The sequence below is a fragment of the Pectobacterium sp. CFBP8739 genome (genome assembly GCF_013449375.1).
Classification (GTDB): Bacteria; Pseudomonadota; Gammaproteobacteria; order Enterobacterales; family Enterobacteriaceae; genus Pectobacterium.
Map to the genome: position 1 here is coordinate 20,685 of NZ_JACDRR010000025.1, position 18,654 is coordinate 39,338.

The window sequence follows — 18,654 nt, forward strand, 5'->3', positions numbered from 1 at the left end:
CTGCTCGCCAATGTGTGTAAACATAGCTCGACCCTATCTGGCGTTTTAAACAGCGACGTGATAGGTGGCACACAGGCATAAAATCGGCGAATAGCTTATCAGATTTTGTTCGTTTTGTGGGGATATAAGCGGATAATCTTATTTAACGAAATGATAAATAAGTATTTTTTTATTAAATACAAATTTTCAGTTGCAATCGAGAAGTCTAAACAACGCTGCCAGAGAATAATCTATCCCCCGGCATTAGCCTGCGCTGAACCACCAGGTGCCAGGAAGCCGACGAGGGGCATCGGCTTCTAAGTAATCGAAATTAAAGCACATTGACGCCGTTAAGCCGGCGGTTAAGGTCGTGCCGCCGTGCCATCCGGCAAGCGTGCATTCGTCCATGACGGCAATCCACCTTCAACAGGGAATTGCTTCGCTTTTTGCTCATCGATATCAATCCCTAATCCTGGCTTATCGTTCAGGTACGCGTATCCGCCTTCAATATCTGGGCAGCCGGGGAAAACGTCCCGTAGCGCTTCATTCATCGGCGTATATTCTTGAATACCCAGATTAGTAATGCTCATATCAATGTGCATATTCGCAACTACGCCGATAGGAGAGATATCCCCCGGACCATGCCAGGCGGTTCTCACACCATGAAACTCGGCAAGTGTCGCCAGTTTTTTGGCTGGCGTAATCCCACCGATCATACTGATATGGCAGCGAATAAAATCAATCAGATGATTGGTTATCAGGTGCTTGTATTCGGCAACATGAACAAACAGTTCTCCCATCGCGATTGGAGTGGATGTTTGTTGGCGCATCACGCTAAGGAAATCAACATTCTCTGGCGCGACGGGGTCTTCAAGATAAAAGAGCTTGTAATCTTCCAGGGACTTCGCCATTTGCAACGCGGTAACCGGCGATACCCGCTCATGAACATCATGAATAAATTCAACATCAAACCCAATCTTATTACGCAGATGATCGAAAAATGCCGGAATACTTCTGGCATAAGCATCAGGATCGAAATAAATGCCAGGCGTCTTCGTTCTTGGTGAGCGCTTCGGCGTGATGTTGGCTTTATCCAACTGAGTGGCAATCAGTTTGAGGTCTTCCGTCCCGGCTCCACCGTACATACCCATCTGACAACGAACATACTGATACCCTTCTTCCATTGCCGCACGGATGTTATCTTCCGCCGCGACCGCATCCGCACCATCGCAATGGCGATAAAGCGGAATACCGTCACGGCATTTGCCGCCCAGCAATTCATAGACCGGCAGGTTAGCGACTTTACCCTTGATATCCCACAGCGCCATATCGATAGCCGAGATCGCATTGTTCATCACCGGCCCATTGCGCCAATAGCCGCTCACGACAGCGGACTGCCAGATATCTTCAATACGAGAAGGATCTTTTCCGATCAGGAAAGGCTTCATGTACTCATTAATGGCCGCTTCAACCGCGAAAATACGTTGGGTGAAGGTTGCACATCCCAAACCGTATAAACCGTCCTGATTGGTTTCGACCTTGACGACAACCAGATCAATGCCACCCGGTGCCGTTAGAATCGTCTTTACGTTTGTTATTTTCAGATCACTCATTTTCACTCCTCAACTCAGCGAATTTACCACACGTTGTACCGCTGTGGACAATACATATTTGTAAGTCGTCCTACAAATTACGGGTGTTATATCACGCTTTCTTTACAGAGATATTCTGAGGATATCATTATGTGATAGAGATCAAACTTCATTATTTAAAAAAATAAAAAACATATTATTCAACTAATTAGATTAATATAAATAGCCATGACTCATAGATGCTGTGATCTTTGTTGCAAATTTATGAGTGAGATATTGATTTTATCAAGACGAAAATCCAACCTTTAAAAAGACAGTCGTCATACAAATTAAACGAGTGAGGAAACAACATGTCCGCTTTATTTGATTTAACCGGGAAAACAGCGTTGGTAACAGGTTCTGCACGTGGACTGGGCTTTGCCTACGCTGAGGGCCTTGCGGCTGCGGGTGCACGGGTCATCCTGAATGATATTCGCGATACACTGCTGGTCGCATCAGTGAATACGCTAACAAGCAAGGGCTACGATGCGCGTGGCGTAGCTTTTGACGTTACCGATGAACAGGCGATTGAGGAAGCTTTTAGCAAACTGGATGCAGAAGGGATCCATGTTGATATCCTGATCAATAACGCAGGGATTCAGTACCGCAAACCGATGGTCGAACTGGAGTTGGAAAATTGGCAAAAGGTGATCGACACCAACCTGACCAGCGCATTCTTGGTCTCTCGCACTGCGGCGAAACGGATGATTGCACGCAACAGTGGCGGCAAAATCATTAATATCGGTTCACTCACCAGCCAAGCGGCCCGTCCGACCGTCGCCCCATACACAGCAGCAAAAGGTGGCATCAAAATGCTCACCTGCTCGATGGCCGCAGAATGGGCACAGTTTAATATCCAGACCAACGCCATTGGACCAGGCTACATTATGACCGACATGAACACGGCGCTTATCGAAGACAAGCAGTTCGATAGCTGGGTGAAAAGCAGTAACCCTTCTCAGCGTTGGGGGCGTCCTGAAGAGCTAATAGGCACCGCCGTCTTCTTATCATCCAAATCATCAGATTATATCAACGGGCAAATTATTTACGTTGATGGCGGTTGGCTCGCAGTGCTGTAATTTACACCTACTGTCATTCGTTAAGCGAATGACAGTAATTAAACGGGAAAACATCATGAATCAAAATATACAAAAAAAGTTAGCGCCAATTCGCTGGCGTAAGTTAATTCCACTAGCATTTATTACTTATAGCCTTGCCTATCTCGATCGTGCTAATTATGGATTTGGCGCAGCTTCTGGTCTGGCTGAGGATCTTAATATCACACCAGGGATTTCCTCACTATTGGGCGCACTGTTCTTCCTTGGGTATTTTTTCTTTCAGGTGCCAGGTGGTATTTATGCTGAAAAAAGAAGTGCCAAAAAACTTATTTTTTGGAGTTTAATTCTCTGGGGGATATTAGCAACGGCGACCGGTATGGTCCACGACGTTAAGGTGCTGGCAGTTATTCGCTTCCTGCTTGGCGTGGCTGAAAGTGTCGTGATGCCTGCTATGCTTGTTTTTTTAAGTCATTGGTTTACTAAGAAAGAAAGGTCAAAAGCCAACACCTTCCTTTTTCTTGGCAACCCCATCACCGTACTTTGGATGTCAGTTCTGTCAGGCTACCTCGTTGATGCCTTTGGCTGGCGCGGTATGTTTATTATAGAAGGCGTCCCCGCTATTATCTGGGCTGCTATATGGTGGTTTGTGTTTGTTGACCGTCCCACGGATGCGAAATGGTTAACAGAGCAAGAAAAAGAAGATATTGAAACAGCACTGGCAGCCGAACAAACCAATATTAAAGAAATTAAAAACTACAGCGAAGCATTTCGCTCCAGAAAAGTCTTATCACTCTCTTTTATACATTTCTTCTGGAATATTGGGATGTATGGTTTCATTATGTGGTTACCCTCTATTTTGAAATCAGCATCTGGATTGAGCATCGTAGCAACAGGTTGGCTATCTGCTGCACCCTACTTATTAGCTGTGCCACTTATGTTAGGTGCATCTTGGTATTCAGATAAATTTCTGAACCGTAAAATCATTGTTCTTCTGTTCTTAGGATTGGGCGCAATCTGCTTTATTGGGTCGTTTACCGTTGGAGCATCCAATTTCTGGCTCTCGTATGTCTTGCTAATGGTTGCCGGTGGTGCGATGTATACTCCTTACGGACCATTCTTTGCCGCAATACCGGAAATGATCCCGCGTAATGTAATGGCTGGTGCGATGGCATTTATCGTAAGCTTTGGTGCTTTAGGTTCATTTGTCGGTTCATGGATTGTCGGTTATCTGAATGGCTTAACAGGTGGTCCAGGTGCTTCTTATGTCTTTATGGGGGCATCACTGGTTGTAGCTGTGCTACTCACTTCGCTCACCTCATTTAACACTAAAAAATCCACAGCAGTAAAAGTACAAACTTGTTAAGATCGGGCGCCCGCTTGGGCGCTTTGATTTTAAAAATGATATATTGTGTGGCGTTTCTAAACTGACTGCGGATATCTATATTGAGCATAAAATCAATTCAAAAACAGAATGTTGTAAATGAAATTTATGATCAGATAAGCGAAAAATTACTGGATGGTAGTTGGGCGCCGGCTAGCCGTTTACCCTCAGAAGCCGAGCTAGCTACCTCATTTAACGTCAGTCGAGTCAGCGTTCGCAGCGCGGTGCAGCGTTTTCGTGACTTGGGGATTGTTGTGACGCGGCAAGGCAGCGGCAGTTATGTGAGCGAGAACTTCACGCCTCAGATGTTGAGTAACGATCCCCGCCCAATAATGCATCTGAGCCGCGAAGAATTTCACGATATGATGATTTTCCGTCAGACTGTAGAGTTCAAATGCGTGGAACTCGCAGTCATGCACGCCACCGCTGAAGACATTCGCCAGCTAGAAGATGCGCTGAACAGTATGCTAATCAACAAAGGCGACTACAAAAAGTATTCGGAAGCGGACTACAAGTTTCATCTGGCGATTGTAAGAGCATCGCACAACAGCGTTTTTTACAACGTAATGAATTCAATTAAAGACATCTATTACTACTATCTTGAAGAGCTTAACCGTGCGCTCGGTATCACCCTTGAAAGCGTGGAAGCCCATATCAAGGTCTACATGGCGATCAAAAATCGTGATGCCAGTACGGCGGTAGAAGTGCTCAATGAAGCAATGTCAGGCAATGTTATTGCCATCGAAAAAATTAAATCAGCAGATACAGTTGCTATAAAAGATCTGCCAGTTGGAGACTCAACTGGTGAAATAAATCAGTAAGCAGGCTGCACAGATAAAAGGGCTTTGTGGCATTAAACGTCAGTTCAGGTAATATACTGGTTTTTCAAAATGTTGCCTGGCCATATATTTGATCAAAAAATCCCTTAAACGCCTGCATTATCCGTCCATGTCATTACTCAGTGTGTTTGCTTGTATAGGGATGATAGCTTGAGCCTCTGCAATTTGAAAAAGATGGCGTCTGAACCAGACCTTTCACCACCATAGACGTCACCTAGGACGCCACTGGCGTATAGATGAGATCTACATTAAAGTTAAAATACCGATACAAGGCTGGCGGCACTGTCGGCCAAGCGATTGACTTTCAGCTGACGGCGGAACGAGAGATTGCAATTGCACTGAGCTTTTTCAGAAAAACCATACGTCATCATGACGGACCGGAAATCGTCACCTTTGATAAGGGTACCGCTAATACAGCAGTTCTGGCCAGACTCAATAACGACAAAGCAGATGAAGAGACCATTATGCTCAAGCAGCGTAACTACCTGAATAATCGAAAACGTTAAGTTTTACTGACTTGCCACTGCTAATGCGACAGAGCCAAATAAAAAACCCGGTGACCAGCACCGGGTTTTTTGCATTGATTTCGCTGCAAAGCAGCCAGAAATTAACGCTTGGAGAACTGAGGACGACGACGTGCTTTACGCAGGCCGACTTTCTTACGTTCAACCTGACGAGCATCACGAGTAACGAAACCAGCTTTACGCAGTTCGCTACGCAGAGACTCATCATACTCCATCAGAGCGCGGGTGATACCGTGACGGATCGCACCAGCCTGACCAGAGATACCACCACCTTTAACGGTGATGTACAGATCCAGTTTCTCAACCATGTCGACCAGTTCCAGCGGCTGACGAACTACCATGCGGGCAGTTTCGCGACCGAAGTACTGTTCCAGACTACGTTGGTTGATAACGATGTTACCGTTGCCCGGTTTGATGAACACGCGAGCGGCGGAGCTTTTGCGGCGACCAGTGCCGTAGTATTGATTTTCAGCCATTGCCTATAATCCCGATTAAATGTCCAGAACTTGCGGTTGCTGTGCCGCGTGATTGTGCTCGGTGCCCGCGTAAACTTTCAGTTTACGGAACATAGCACGACCCAACGGGCCCTTCGGCAGCATGCCTTTAACCGCGATTTCAATCACACGCTCAGGACGGCGGGCAATCATCTCTTCAAAGGTCGCTTGTTTGATACCACCGATGTGGCCGGTGTGGTGATAATAAATCTTGTCGTTACGCTTGTTGCCAGTTACAGCAACTTTGTCAGCGTTCAGAACGATGATGTAATCACCTGTATCAACGTGCGGGGTGTATTCCGCTTTATGCTTGCCGCGCAGACGACGAGCCAGTTCAGTAGCGAGACGGCCTAAAGTTTTACCGTTCGCATCAACAACGTACCAGTCGCGTTTTACGGTTTCTGGTTTAGCTGTAAAAGTTTTCATTAAAAGCTTACCCAATAATTAGTTACACGTTGGTGAACACCCAAACGCTCAAAAACAGTTGAGGCTCACACGACCATCAAGTCCAGCAAACCTACCCCTTCGAATAGCCATTGCCGGCACTATAAAGTTTTTGGGAAAAAAACTTTGTTGTAACGTGGGGTCGCAAGATTATAGAGAAGTCATTCCCAAAGATCGACCTTTTTTCACACGAAAATGACTAAAAAACCGCAGCCTGCATTACGCCAAATGGGGCTGTCGTAAGTATTCTTCACTTTGCATTTCCTGCAAACGGGATAGACAACGCTGATATTCAAATTTCAGGTGCTCTCCCTGATAAATATCAAACATGGATGCCTGCGCAGAAATAATCAATTTGATGCGGCGCTCGTAGCACTCATCCACCAGCGCCAGAAAACGGCGGGCCGTGTTTTCTTCCTTCGTTTCCATCACCGTCACATTGTGCAGCAGCATCGTGTGGTAGAGACGCGAAAGCGCGATGTAATCATTCTGGCTGCGCGCTTCAGTACACAGCGTGTGGAAATCGACCGCCAGCACCCCCTCACTCACACCAAGTGTCGCCAACGGGCGATGATTGACTTCCAGCACCGGCCCCGGCGTCTGCCACGGTTTCCCGGTCAGGCGAGTGAACATCTGCTGCATCGCAGCATCCGTCTTTTCATCCAGCGGAGAAAGATAAAGGTGTGCCTGCGTTAGCGTACGCAGACGATAATCGATACCTGCATCGACATTACGCACTTCACAATGCTGTTTAATCAGCTCAATCGCTGGAAGAAAACGTGCACGTTGTAATCCATTGCGGTAGAGATCGTCCGGCGGAATATTTGATGTCGCCACCAGCGCAATACCGCGAGCAAACAGCGCACGCAGCAGCTCAGCCAACAACATCGCATCGGTAATATCAGAGACGAAGAATTCATCGAAACACAAGACGTCGGTTTCAGCCTTAAAACCATCAGCCACTTTCTCCAGCGGATTTTCCTGCCCCTGAAACTGATTCAACTCTTCATGCACACGCAGCATAAAACGGTGAAAATGCAGGCGCATCTTGCGTTCAGCCGGCAAGCTGTGGAAAAACATATCCATCAGCCAGGTTTTACCGCGCCCGACGCCGCCCCACATGTACAGCCCTTGAACTGGAGCTGATTCGCGTTTATTACGCCGCCCCAGCCAGCTACGCCATTTCCCCACACGGTCAGATGCCCCCGCATCGCCATCAGCAGCGCGTTCACATAACGCCTGATGTATCGCCTCCAGGCGCACAACGGTTTGCCGTTGCACCTCGTCCGGCTGATATTCACCAGCGGAAAGCGCCTGCTGATAAAGCGCCAAGGGTGTTGTTTGCTGTTGTGTTGTCTGTGGAATAACCATAGCCATCGCAATCCCTGAGAAAAAAGTTAGTCGTGTTTTGCTGTGTGTTGCCGTCGATTTAAGCCGTAATCGTCGCAGTTAACAACCTTGATGTCTGCGGTAGGTCAACATTCCTTTCTGTCATCGAGCATCAGGATTCCACTCAGGCAAGGTTAACGGTTATAGTGACTATTATTAAGTGAAAAACCCTACGGGACAACGACGTCAAAATAGGAGCGATTATGACTTGGGAGTATGCGCTGATAGGTTTAGTTGTCGGTATTATTATTGGTGCTGTAGCCATGCGCTTTGGTAACCGTAAGTTGCGGCAACAGCAGGTCTTGCAGAATGAGCTGGAGAAAAGCAAAACCGAACTGGAAGATTATCGTCAGGAATTGGTGGGTCACTTCGCCCGCAGTGCGGAGCTGCTGGATAACATGGCGGATGATTATCGTCAGCTTTATCAGCACATGGCGAAAAGCTCCAATAATCTGCTACCTCACGTTCCCGGTCAGGATAATCCGTTTAAATATCGTCTGACCGAATCAGAAGCCGATAACGATCAGGCTCCGGTGAACATGCCGCCGCGCGATTATTCCGACGGTGCATCAGGCCTGCTGCGGGGCGAACGCCCGATTCGCAAGTAATTCAGTTTCCCTCTAAGCGTGAGGCAGTCTGCCTCACGCTTTCCCCTCTCTTGTTCTACGCTTAAAACGCTCGTACGTTTAAGACGCATACCACAGGCTGCCATCGTCCGATCACGCACTAAAACGCGATAGTTACAATCTGCTGACGAAACAGCAGTGAACTTTACACATTGATCGCCAGTCTGACTCTTCACCGTGTCTTTAAGTTTATATATCATCGTTTTATTCATCCGCAGGCCGTGAGAGAGTTAATAACAATGAAAAAAACATCATTACTATTTAGTGCACTGGCAATGAGTATAGGTTTGACCCTGTCCACGCTTCCCGCTGCAAATGCTGCGCTGCCTGCCGTGGTTCAAGGTCAACAGACGCCAAGTCTGGCCCCGATGCTGGAAAAAGTCTTGCCAGCCGTCGTCAGCGTGCATGTTGAAGGTACACAGGTACAGCGTCAGCGTGTACCGGAAGAGTTCAAGTTTTTCTTTGGCCCGAACTTCCCGACGGACAAACAAAATTCTCGCCCGTTTGAAGGGCTGGGCTCTGGCGTCATTATTGATGCCGTGAAAGGTTACGTGCTCACTAATAATCACGTCATCAATAACGCCGACAAAATTCGCGTCCAGCTTAATGACGGACGTGAGTATGAGGCGAAATTGATTGGGCGTGATGAGCAGACCGATATCGCCCTGCTACAGCTGAATGACGCCAAAAATCTGGTCTCTGTAAAAATGGCCGATTCCGATCAACTGCGCGTCGGTGATTTTGCCGTTGCCGTGGGTAACCCGTTCGGCCTTGGTCAGACTGCGACGTCCGGTATTATCTCTGCACTGGGGCGTAGCGGGTTGAATCTGGAAGGATTGGAAAACTTCATCCAGACCGATGCGTCTATCAACCGTGGTAACTCCGGCGGTGCGTTGGTTAACCTCAATGGTGAGCTGATCGGCATCAACACCGCGATCCTGGCGCCAGGCGGCGGGAACATCGGTATCGGTTTCGCGATCCCTAGCAACATGGCCCAGAATCTAGCGCAACAGCTGGTTGAATTTGGCGAGGTCAAACGCGGTCTGTTGGGTATTAAAGGCAGCGAGATGACGTCGGAAATGGCGAAGGCCTTCAACGTCGATGCACAACGTGGTGCCTTCGTCAGCGAAGTCTTACCGAAATCTGCCGCTGCGAAAGCTGGGATCAAGGCAGGCGACGTGTTGACGACGCTGGATGGTAAACCGATCAGCAGCTTTGCGGAATTGCGGGCGAAAGTCGGCACCACTGCGCCAGGCAAGACCGTGAAAATCGGCCTGCTGCGTGATGGCAAATCGCAGGAAGTGTCCGTCGTGTTGGATAACAGCTCATCGGCATCAACCAGCGCCGAAACGCTTTCACCGTCATTACAGGGTGCTTCTCTGACTAATGGTCAATTGAAAGACGGCAGCAAAGGCGTACAGATCGATAACGTTGCTAAGGACACCCCTGCGGCACAGGTCGGTCTGCAAAAAGGCGATGTCATCATCGGCGTGAACCGCGAGCGTATTGAAAACATCACGCAACTGCGCAAACTGCTGGAAGCGAAGCCTTCCGTTCTGGCGTTGAATATCGTCCGGGGCGAAGAAACGATTTATCTGCTGCTACGTTAATCACCTGTCGTCTTTTTCGGTAGAGTAACCAAGCAGAAAGCCGTTGATGTTAAAAAATTTCTGGGAGAAATTTTTAACGTTGTATCAGCAACGGCCCGTAAGGGTGGCGGCCAGGGATGACACGCCATAAAAAATCGGACACCGAATCATGCGGTGTCCGAACTTCTCGTGATATCCTCCCCCTACCTCTCTTTTTCACAGTAAATCACGGCCATGCTTGCTAAGTTATTGCGTTCAGCACTCTTTGGTGCCCTCGTCGCCGGTATTATTCTGGCCGTCCTCCCATTCATTGGGTCTGGTTCGTCGTTTCTGAAAAGTAGTAACAGACAGGCAGATGGTTCGCCTGTCAGCTATCATCAGGGAGTGAGCCGTGCTGCGCCTGCTGTGGTTAACATTTACAACCGAGTTGCCAATCAAGAAAAACCCAGCGAAGTCGCTATTCACCCCCTGGGGTCTGGCGTCATCATGAATGAAAAAGGGTATATTTTAACCAACAAGCACGTGATTAATAACGTGCAGCAGATCCAGATAGAACTGTCAGACGGCAGGTTGTACGAAGCCCGCGTGATCGGTTCCGATTCCCTGACCGACTTAGCTGTGTTGCAAATTGATGGCGTCAATCTGCCCGTTATTCCGATAAATGCCGACCGTCTCCCGCACGTTGGCGATGTCGTGATGGCAATCGGCAACCCTTATAATCTGGGGCAAACCGTCACTCAGGGTGTCATCAGCGCCACTGGCCGCGTCAGCCTCAGCGCTTATGGTCAGCAACGAAGCCAAGTCGGACGTCAAAACTTGCTGCAAACCGATGCGTCCATTAACCACGGGAACTCCGGCGGTGCGCTGGTCAACACGCTCGGTGAACTGGTCGGTATCAATACCCTATCTTTTGATAAAAGTAGCAACGGCGAAACGCCGGAAGGCATTAGCTTCGCGATTCCCGTGGCGCTGGCGACTAAGGTGATGGGCAAGCTCATCCGCGATGGTCGCGTCGTGCGTGGTTATATTGGCGTCAACGGTGTGCAGCTCGAAAACTTTGAGAACAGTACGTCGACCAACAGCCGTAATGCACAAGGGCGATTAACCGGTATTCTTGTGCAGACTATCGACCCTGGCGGACCAGCAGATAAAGCGGGGATCCATATCGAAGATGTCATCGTAAGCGTGAACAATAAGCCTGCACGTTCGATTATTGAAACCATGGAGCAAGTTTCAGAAATACGTCCAGGCACCGTCATTCCGGTCACTATTGAGCGCGATAATAAGCAAATCACACTACAAATGACGATTCAGGAATTTCCCAACCAATAGCAGTATTCAAAGCGCAAGTTGATAAAACACCATCAGCAGACAAACAAGAAACCGGGTGGGAACCCACCCGGCTAAAAACAGCATTTGAAGATTAAACGACAGAAACGCTTATTCGTGTTCTTTAACACGCTCGATGTTTGCACCTAACGCACGCAACTTATCTTCGATGCGGTCATAGCCACGATCAATGTGATAAATACGATCCACTGTCGTCACACCTTCCGCGATACAACCGGCTAATACCAGACTGGCTGACGCGCGTAGGTCAGTCGCCATCACCTGCGCACCAGACAGCTTATCAACACCGTGGCAAATCACCGTATTGCTCTCAATTTCCGCCTGTGCGCCCATACGGATAAGTTCAGGTACATGCATGAAGCGGTTTTCGAAGATGGTTTCGGTAATCACGCCCGTTCCTTCCGCAACCAGATTCAGCAGGCTGAACTGCGCCTGCATATCGGTCGGGAAACCCGGATGCGGTGACGTGCGAACGGTAACGGCTTTCGGACGCTTACCGTGCATATCCAAGCTGATCCAATCTTCGCCGATTTCAATCTCTGCGCCTGCTTCGCGCAGCTTCGCCAGTACCGCATCCAACGTATCAGGACGAGTATTGCGGCAGATAATCTGTCCACGAGATACGGCTGCCGCCACCAGAAATGTCCCGGTTTCAATGCGGTCAGGCACCACGCGGTATACACCGCCGCCCAAACGTGCAACACCTTCAATGGTAATTTTATCGCTGCCTGCGCCGCTGATTTTCGCGCCTAGCGTATTCAGGAAGTTTGCGGTATCGACAATCTCCGGCTCACGCGCGGCGTTCTCAATAATCGTAGTACCTTCCGCCAGCGTCGCTGCGCTCATGATGGTGACCGTGGCGCCCACGCTCACTTTGTCCATCACGATGTGTGCGCCTTTCAGACGACCATCAACCGTCGCTTTTACATAGCCTTCTTCCAGCACGATCTGCGCACCAAGCTGCTCAAGGCCGTAAATGTGCAAATCTACTGGGCGGGCACCAATCGCACAGCCGCCGGGCAGCGATACTTGACCTTGACCAAAACGCGCCACCAGCGGCCCCAGAGCCCAGATGGATGCGCGCATGGTTTTCACCAGCTCGTACGGCGCACAGAATACGTTTACTTCGCTGGCATCCACATGGACGGAGCCATTGCGCTCAACGCGCGCGCCTAACTGACCCAGCAGCTTCATGGTGGTATCAATGTCGCGCAGTTTCGGAACGTTTTGAATTTCTACCGGTTCTTCTGCGAGCAACGCAGCGAACAGGATGGGCAACGCAGCGTTCTTGGCGCCAGAAATGGTCACTTCCCCCGCTAAACGGGTGGGGCCCTGAACACGAAATTTATCCATAGTCTTTGTATCTCGATGTCTTAATTCACTATTTCATCACACTGATACAGGCGATTTCTCTCAGCTCACACACGGAGCGTATTTAGAAGCCGTTCAGTTTACGGTCGCGTTGCCACTCTTCCGGCGTATAGGCCTTGATTGACAGTGCATGAATACGATTATCCGCGATGTACTCCATCAGCGGCGCATAAACAGCCTGCTGTTTTTTTACTCGGCTCATTCCAGCAAAAAGTCCGCCCACCACGATGACCTGAAAATGGCTGCCATCACCAGAAACATGGGCTTCTTCCAGTGCTAATGCGTTCATCAGCACGTCTTTAATTTCGTTATTTTCCATCGCTCTCGATTTCTATGTCAGGGGGAGATGATTTACAGGGAGGTATCTTAGATGAATATGGCGCTATCTTAAACAAAGAATGCGCCGATGCCTGAAGGGGAAATCAGGCATCGGCATGACAAGTTAAGACACAGGGATGATTTCATTCAGGTTATAGAGCGCAATGAGCGTTTTTAGCCGATCGCTGGCACCGATAATCGTTATCTCACTACCTGAAGAGGGCTGCTGATAAACATGCATCAGCAATGCCAAGCCAGCAGAATCAACGCGGTTTAACCCCGACACATCCAACACGGTTTTACCCGCGAGCAACGCTTCACGCTGCTGCCAGAACGGTAACAGCGTTTCACGATCCAGATCGCCCGTTAACGCCAACGTGGAATCCTGCGCCTGCCAGTTCAATGCGTTCGCCATGTTCACACCCAAATTACTTTTTCTGATCCAACGTGATGGTCTGCTTCGCTGAGGATTCCAGCTGTTGAGTCAGGCCATCAACGCCTTTCTGACGCAGAATAGTCGCCCACTCGTTTTGCTTCGTGGTGATCATACTGACGCCTTCAGCAATCATGTCATACGCCTGCCAGTTACCCGTTTTGCTGTTCTTACGCCATTGGAAATCCAGACGTACGGGAGGGCGGCCACCGTTGTCAATGATGGTCACGCGAATGGAAACGATATCGGCATTGCCCAGCGGCTGTTCTGGCGCAATCTGGTAAGTCTGCCCGTTATACATCGCCAGGGCCTGACCGTAAGCCTGCTCCAGATAGGCTTCAAACGCTTTGAAGTAGGCATCACGTTGTGCCGGTGTCGCATCTTTGTAGTAGCGACCCAGCACCAGCGCGCCGGCATATCTCACCTGCACATACGGCAGCAGTTCTTCACGTACGATAGTACGCAGATAGTCGGGGCTTTGTTTGATTTTTGGTTGCTCGTTCTTTAAACGATCAAAGGTTTTTTCCGCCGCTTCATTCATTAAACGATAAGGGTTCGTTTGATCCGCCGCGTTGGCTAATGGCGCGACCACCAGTAAAGCCACCATCAGTAAACGTTTAAACATGCAGATATCCTCTTATGGATGTGAAGGAACAGGTTCGTTGTTGTGCTCAGGGGGTGCCGCAGGATCGGCACCCGCCTCAGTATCCGCTTCACCGGCATTATCGTCGCTATTGCTGCCGCTCTTATATAGGAATTGACCGATGAGATCTTCAAGCACCATCGCTGACTTGGTGTCCTGAATCACACCGCCATCCTTAAGGATAGTCGTGCCCATTTCTTCATCTTCAAACCCAATGTTCAGTGCTAGATACTGTTCGCCCAGCAAACCAGACGTACGAATGGCCAGAGAGCTGGTATCAGGGATATGATCGTAGCGCTGCTGAATATCCATCGCTACGCGCGGCAGATACGTTTTCTCGTCCAACGAAATATCCGCCACGCGGCCAATGACCACGCCGCCAATGCGGATCGGAGAACGCGCTTTCAGCCCGCCAATATTGTCAAACGTCGCGTACAGACGATACGTCGGCTCACTACCGATCGATTTGAGATCGGCGACTTTCAGGCATAAAAAGAGGATGGCAGCCAGCGCGATCAACATAAACACACCAACCCAGACTTCAGTTTTCTTTGTTTGCATCGACTCAGTTCCCAAACATCAGTGCTGTCAGCACAAAATCCAATCCCAGTACCGCTAACGACGAGTGCACGACGGTTCGGGTCGTTGCACGGCTAATCCCTTCAGACGTCGGGATCGCGTCATAGCCGTTAAACAGTGCAATCCAGGTCACGGTAATCGCAAATACGATACTTTTAATCACGCAGTTCAAGACATCCTGACGCCAGTCAACCGCGCCCTGCATAGCAGACCAGAAGAACCCGCTGTCGATGCCCTTCCAGTCCACCCCGACCAGCGCGCCGCCCCAAATACCCACCGCGACAAAAATCACCGCCAGCAGTGGCATGCTGATTAATCCTGCCCAGAAGCGCGGCGCGACAACGCGACGCAGCGGATCGACCGCCATCATCTCCATGCTGGAAAGCTGCTCTGTCGCCTTCATCAGGCCAATTTCTGCCGTCAGCGCGGAACCCGCACGGCCCGCGAACAGCAATGCCGTCACTACCGGACCAAGCTCACGCAGCAGCGACAGCGCCACCATCATGCCCAGACTGGCCTCGGCGCTGTAAGTCGTCAGGATGATAAAGCCTTGCAACCCCAAAACCATGCCAATGAACAGGCCGGAAACCATGATGATCAGCAGCGACTGCACGCCAACGCTGTAAAGCTGTTTCACCAATAGCGGCCACTGTTTTCTGAATTCGGGTTTACCCACCAGCGCATTAAACAGCATCAGCCCAGCACGCCCAAACGCCGCACTAATGGAGATTCCCTGACGCCCCAACGACGCCAACGTCCGTAATAACATGACTGCGTTAACTCCCTGAACCTAGCAGCGACGTTTTATAGTCGCCCGCCGGAAAACGGAAAGGCACTGGCCCGTCGGCGATACCGTCCAGAAACTGACGAACCTGTGGGTCAGTGTTCGCCCGCAATTCATCTGCCGTTCCTTCTGCTACCACCCGTTTGTCGGCCACGATATACGCGTAATCGGCGATGCTCATCACCTCTGGTACATCGTGAGAAACCACAATGCAGGTCACGCCCAATGCATGGTTCAACTCATCGATGAGCTTCACCAACGTCCCCAGCGTGATCGGATCCTGCCCGACAAAAGGCTCATCAAACATAATCAGTTGCGGGTCAAGCGCAATGGCTCTCGCCAGCGCCGCGCGCCGCGCCATACCGCCGGACAGTTCCGCAGGCATCAGTTCCGATGCACCGCGTAGCCCCACCGCTTCCAGCTTCATCATCACGATGCTGCGCAGCAGCGATTCCGGCAGCTTAGTATGTTCACGTAGCGGCCAGGCGACATTATCAAACACGTTCAAATCGGTGAATAACGCCCCGGACTGAAACAACATGCTCATTTTCTTGCGCGCGTTGTACAGTTCGCTGCGCGACAGCGACGGGATATTCTCGCCATCAAACCAGATGTCGCCGCTGTCCGGCTGTAGCTGCCCACCAATCAGGCGCAACAGCGTGGTTTTACCAATGCCGGAAGGCCCCATGATCGCGGTGACCTTGCCTTTAGGCACATTCAGCGTGATGTCCGTAAAGATCTCTCGCTCTCCGCGCCGAAAGCTAAGACCACGGATCTCAACCAGATTAGTTGCCTCATGGTGCATTATTTCCATTCCTTACCCATCAGTACGCTTATACAGAGCGTCTTTTACTCCAGCCTAATGGCTGGCTTTCATCAAGGTGCGAGTTTTACAAAAACTTACCGTAAGTTCTTGTCCAAAATGGCGGCACAAACCGTTACTGGGTTTTACTTATCGCGACAGGTTTTACTTTTTCGCCAAGCACCGTCAGAATTAGCATTCATCACAGAAAATGCTTTTTGTGCGAAAATCGTCCAGAAATGCTGACTTATTCGACAACAAGCCGGTGATTATATCCTATTAAAGGACGCTGCATGCTCTTTGCAACACTACTTTTGATCGTTGGTTTGCTACTACTGGTTTACGGTGCCGATCGTCTTGTCTATGGCGCCGCCGTGCTTGCGCGTTCTCTTGGCTTACCGCCTTTCGTTATCGGTATCACCATTGTCGGCTTCGGCACCTCGCTACCCGAACTGATTGTTTCCGTTACCGCCGCCTTAAACGATCAGAACGATATGGCCGTCGGTAATGTTATCGGCTCTAATATCACCAATATCTTACTCATTCTCGGCAGCGCGGCGCTCATTCGGCCGCTAACGGTACATTCAGCCATCCTGCGCCGGGAATTGCCGCTCATGTTGTCCGTCACTTTATTGTGTGGCGTTTTACTGCATGATAGCTACCTGAGCCGCACAGACGGCATGATGCTGCTCTTCGCCGCCGTTCTGTGTCTGGTGTTGATACTGCGTATGGCGCAGCAGGCACAGCGAGAAGGCGGCGATAGCCTGACGCGCGAACAACTGGCGGAACTCCCGCAGGATGACAGCAGCCAGATGGTGGCCGTGTTGTGGTTGATTCTCGGCCTGATTATTTTACCTATGGCCGCTCGTATGGTGGTGGATAACGCCACCGTCATTGCTCGCTACTTCGACGTCAGTGAATTGACCATCGGGCTAACAATATTGGCGATCGGTACTAGCCTGCCTGAACTGGCGACCGCCATCGTCGGGACGTTGAAGAAAGAAGATGATATTGCGCTGGGCAACCTGATTGGCTCGAACATTTTTAATATCGCGATTGTCTTGGGCGTTCCCGCCCTGCTCTCGCCGGGCGCACTGAATCCTCAGGTTTTTCAACGCGACTATTGGGTCATGCTGGCGGCGAGCGTGTTGTTAACCGTACTGTGCCTCAGTAAAGAACGCCGTATAGGACAAGGTGCAGGCGCATTATTATGCTGCGCGTTTATCGCCTATCTGACGGTGTTGTTCTTTTTTTCATAAGAAACTGTTTTTCATAATTACGCTGTTCCGTTTTTCATCATAATCAGGACTATTGGTATGTCACAGTTTGAACAAGATGCTCGTCTAAAACAGCAGTCTGACCGTTCACTATCCGACCATGCACAACAAGCCGATCATGCACCACAAGCCGCGCATACGCGACAAAAGTCTCATCAACTACCCGCCGATTTCGACTTTCAGCAGGCGGGCAAGCAGGTACTGAGTATCGAACGCGATGGGCTTGCGCAATTAGACCAGTACATTGATGACAATTTTACCCTCGCCTGTAAAAAGATATTCCATTGCCAGGGTAAAGTCGTGGTGATGGGAATGGGTAAATCCGGTCACATTGGTTGCAAGATAGCCGCGACCTTCGCCAGTACCGGTACGCCTGCTTTTTTTGTTCATCCGGGCGAAGCCAGCCACGGCGACCTCGGTATGGTGACGCCGCACGATATCGTGATCGCCATTTCCAACTCCGGCGAGTCTCATGAAATTCTGTCTCTGATTCCCGTCCTGAAACGCCAGAAAGTGTTCCTGATCTGTATGACCGGCGCGCCGGAAAGTACGATGGGTAAAGCGGCGGACATTCACCTGTGCGTGCACGTCCCGCAGGAAGCCTGCCCGCTTGGTCTCGCCCCCACTACCAGCACCACTGCGACGCTGGTCATGGGAGACGCGCTGGCCGTGGCCTTGCTACAGGCGCGTGGCTTTACCGCCGAAGATTTTGCCCTTTCTCACCCTGGTGGCGCACTCGGCCGCAAACTTTTACTGCGCGTCAGCGATATCATGCATTCAGGCGACGAGATCCCGCACGTCCCACACGATGCTTCACTGCGTGATGCGCTGGTGGAAATTACGCGCAAAAATCTGGGTATGACGGTAATCTGCGAAGCGGATATGAAAATTCAGGGCATCTTTACCGATGGTGACCTGCGCCGCATCTTCGACATGAATATTGACTTGAACAGCGCGCGCATTGCTGATGTGATGACCGCGGGCGGCATCCGGGTCGCACCGCAAACGCTGGCGGTGGATGCACTTAACCTGATGCAGTCACGCCACATCACCTCAGTGCTGGTGGCAGAAAACGATCGTCTGGTCGGGATCGTCCATATGCACGATATGCTGCGGGCTGGCGTGGTTTAAAAGAAAGGATAA

General features: G+C 50.1%; 20 protein-coding genes. 9 read left to right on the forward strand and 11 right to left on the reverse strand.

Going from position 1 to position 18,654, the window contains the following annotated elements; genetic code table 11:
- Window positions 1-341 precede the first annotated feature (341 nt).
- Window positions 342-1,592, reverse strand: a complete 1,251-nt coding sequence (locus H0247_RS16885; protein ID WP_180743575.1) for an enolase C-terminal domain-like protein — start codon at window positions 1,590-1,592, stop codon at window positions 342-344.
- A gap of 329 nt (window positions 1,593-1,921) precedes the next feature.
- Between H0247_RS16885 and H0247_RS16890 the strand changes: the two genes are divergently transcribed.
- From H0247_RS16890 to H0247_RS16905, 4 genes are all read left to right on the forward strand, one after another.
- Entirely contained in the window at window positions 1,922-2,689 is a 768-nt protein-coding gene (locus tag H0247_RS16890; protein WP_180743576.1) for an SDR family oxidoreductase, read from the forward strand.
- A gap of 55 nt (window positions 2,690-2,744) precedes the next feature.
- Complete coding sequence (locus tag H0247_RS16895) at window positions 2,745-4,031, forward strand: MFS transporter (protein WP_180743577.1); 1,287 nt, start codon at window positions 2,745-2,747, stop codon at window positions 4,029-4,031.
- Window positions 4,032-4,111: 80 nt separating this feature from the next.
- Window positions 4,112-4,870: a FadR/GntR family transcriptional regulator gene (locus H0247_RS16900; protein WP_180743578.1), complete on the forward strand. Its 759-nt coding sequence runs from the start codon at window positions 4,112-4,114 to the stop codon at window positions 4,868-4,870.
- A 254-nt stretch (window positions 4,871-5,124) separates the two neighbouring features.
- Complete coding sequence (locus tag H0247_RS16905) at window positions 5,125-5,394, forward strand: DDE-type integrase/transposase/recombinase (RefSeq protein ID WP_180743579.1); 270 nt, start codon at window positions 5,125-5,127, stop codon at window positions 5,392-5,394.
- 101 nt (window positions 5,395-5,495) lie between these two features.
- On the opposite strand, the gene rpsI is transcribed toward H0247_RS16905, so the two are convergent.
- The 3 genes from rpsI to zapE all read right to left on the reverse strand — a co-directional run bounded on the left by rpsI (window position 5,496) and on the right by zapE (window position 7,721).
- Window positions 5,496-5,888 carry a 30S ribosomal protein S9 gene (rpsI, locus tag H0247_RS16910; protein ID WP_039346610.1) on the reverse strand — a complete coding sequence of 131 codons (393 nt, stop codon included), beginning with the start codon at window positions 5,886-5,888 and terminating at the stop codon, window positions 5,496-5,498.
- Window positions 5,889-5,903: 15 nt separating this feature from the next.
- Complete coding sequence (gene rplM / locus H0247_RS16915) at window positions 5,904-6,332, reverse strand: 50S ribosomal protein L13 (RefSeq protein WP_012773011.1); 429 nt, start codon at window positions 6,330-6,332, stop codon at window positions 5,904-5,906.
- Between the two features lie 237 nt (window positions 6,333-6,569).
- A complete protein-coding gene (gene zapE, locus H0247_RS16920) occupies window positions 6,570-7,721 on the reverse strand; it encodes a cell division protein ZapE (RefSeq protein WP_180743628.1) in 1,152 nt (383 codons plus the stop codon).
- A 221-nt stretch (window positions 7,722-7,942) separates the two neighbouring features.
- Here zapE and zapG point away from each other — a divergent pair, with 221 nt between their 5' ends.
- The 3 genes from zapG (at window position 7,943) to degS (ending at window position 11,286) form a co-directional block, all read left to right on the forward strand.
- The gene (zapG, locus tag H0247_RS16925; protein ID WP_010296674.1) at window positions 7,943-8,347 is read left to right on the forward strand and encodes a Z-ring associated protein ZapG; all 405 of its coding nucleotides are present in this window, start codon (window positions 7,943-7,945) and stop codon (window positions 8,345-8,347) included.
- A gap of 257 nt (window positions 8,348-8,604) precedes the next feature.
- Window positions 8,605-9,975: a serine endoprotease DegQ gene (degQ, locus tag H0247_RS16930; RefSeq protein WP_180743580.1), complete on the forward strand. Its 1,371-nt coding sequence runs from the start codon at window positions 8,605-8,607 to the stop codon at window positions 9,973-9,975.
- A 213-nt stretch (window positions 9,976-10,188) separates the two neighbouring features.
- Entirely contained in the window at window positions 10,189-11,286 is a 1,098-nt protein-coding gene (gene degS / locus H0247_RS16935) for an outer membrane-stress sensor serine endopeptidase DegS (RefSeq protein ID WP_180743581.1), read from the forward strand.
- 108 nt (window positions 11,287-11,394) lie between these two features.
- On the opposite strand, the gene murA is transcribed toward degS, so the two are convergent.
- The 7 genes from murA to mlaF form a co-directional block, all read right to left on the reverse strand.
- Entirely contained in the window at window positions 11,395-12,657 is a 1,263-nt protein-coding gene (gene murA, locus H0247_RS16940) for a UDP-N-acetylglucosamine 1-carboxyvinyltransferase (RefSeq protein WP_180743582.1), read from the reverse strand.
- 82 nt (window positions 12,658-12,739) lie between these two features.
- A complete protein-coding gene (gene ibaG, locus H0247_RS16945) occupies window positions 12,740-12,994 on the reverse strand; it encodes a BolA family iron metabolism protein IbaG (RefSeq protein ID WP_010280170.1) in 255 nt (84 codons plus the stop codon).
- A 123-nt stretch (window positions 12,995-13,117) separates the two neighbouring features.
- Window positions 13,118-13,408: a lipid asymmetry maintenance protein MlaB gene (gene mlaB, locus H0247_RS16950; protein ID WP_180743583.1), complete on the reverse strand. Its 291-nt coding sequence runs from the start codon at window positions 13,406-13,408 to the stop codon at window positions 13,118-13,120.
- Window positions 13,409-13,421: 13 nt separating this feature from the next.
- Complete coding sequence (gene mlaC, locus H0247_RS16955) at window positions 13,422-14,051, reverse strand: phospholipid-binding protein MlaC (RefSeq protein WP_180743584.1); 630 nt, start codon at window positions 14,049-14,051, stop codon at window positions 13,422-13,424.
- 12 nt (window positions 14,052-14,063) lie between these two features.
- Window positions 14,064-14,630, reverse strand: a complete 567-nt coding sequence (gene mlaD, locus H0247_RS16960) for an outer membrane lipid asymmetry maintenance protein MlaD (protein ID WP_180743585.1) — start codon at window positions 14,628-14,630, stop codon at window positions 14,064-14,066.
- A 4-nt stretch (window positions 14,631-14,634) separates the two neighbouring features.
- Window positions 14,635-15,417, reverse strand: a complete 783-nt coding sequence (mlaE, locus tag H0247_RS16965) for a lipid asymmetry maintenance ABC transporter permease subunit MlaE (RefSeq protein WP_180743586.1) — start codon at window positions 15,415-15,417, stop codon at window positions 14,635-14,637.
- Window positions 15,418-15,424: 7 nt separating this feature from the next.
- Window positions 15,425-16,237 (reverse strand): phospholipid ABC transporter ATP-binding protein MlaF, encoded by an 813-nt coding sequence (mlaF, locus tag H0247_RS16970; RefSeq protein ID WP_180743587.1) that lies wholly within the window; start codon window positions 16,235-16,237, stop codon window positions 15,425-15,427.
- 290 nt (window positions 16,238-16,527) lie between these two features.
- Here mlaF and H0247_RS16975 point away from each other — a divergent pair, with 290 nt between their 5' ends.
- Both H0247_RS16975 and kdsD read left to right on the forward strand, forming a co-directional pair.
- Window positions 16,528-17,493 (forward strand): calcium/sodium antiporter, encoded by a 966-nt coding sequence (locus tag H0247_RS16975; RefSeq protein WP_180743588.1) that lies wholly within the window; start codon window positions 16,528-16,530, stop codon window positions 17,491-17,493.
- 57 nt (window positions 17,494-17,550) lie between these two features.
- Window positions 17,551-18,642 (forward strand): arabinose-5-phosphate isomerase KdsD, encoded by a 1,092-nt coding sequence (gene kdsD, locus H0247_RS16980; RefSeq protein ID WP_180743589.1) that lies wholly within the window; start codon window positions 17,551-17,553, stop codon window positions 18,640-18,642.
- Window positions 18,643-18,654: the final 12 nt, after the last annotated feature.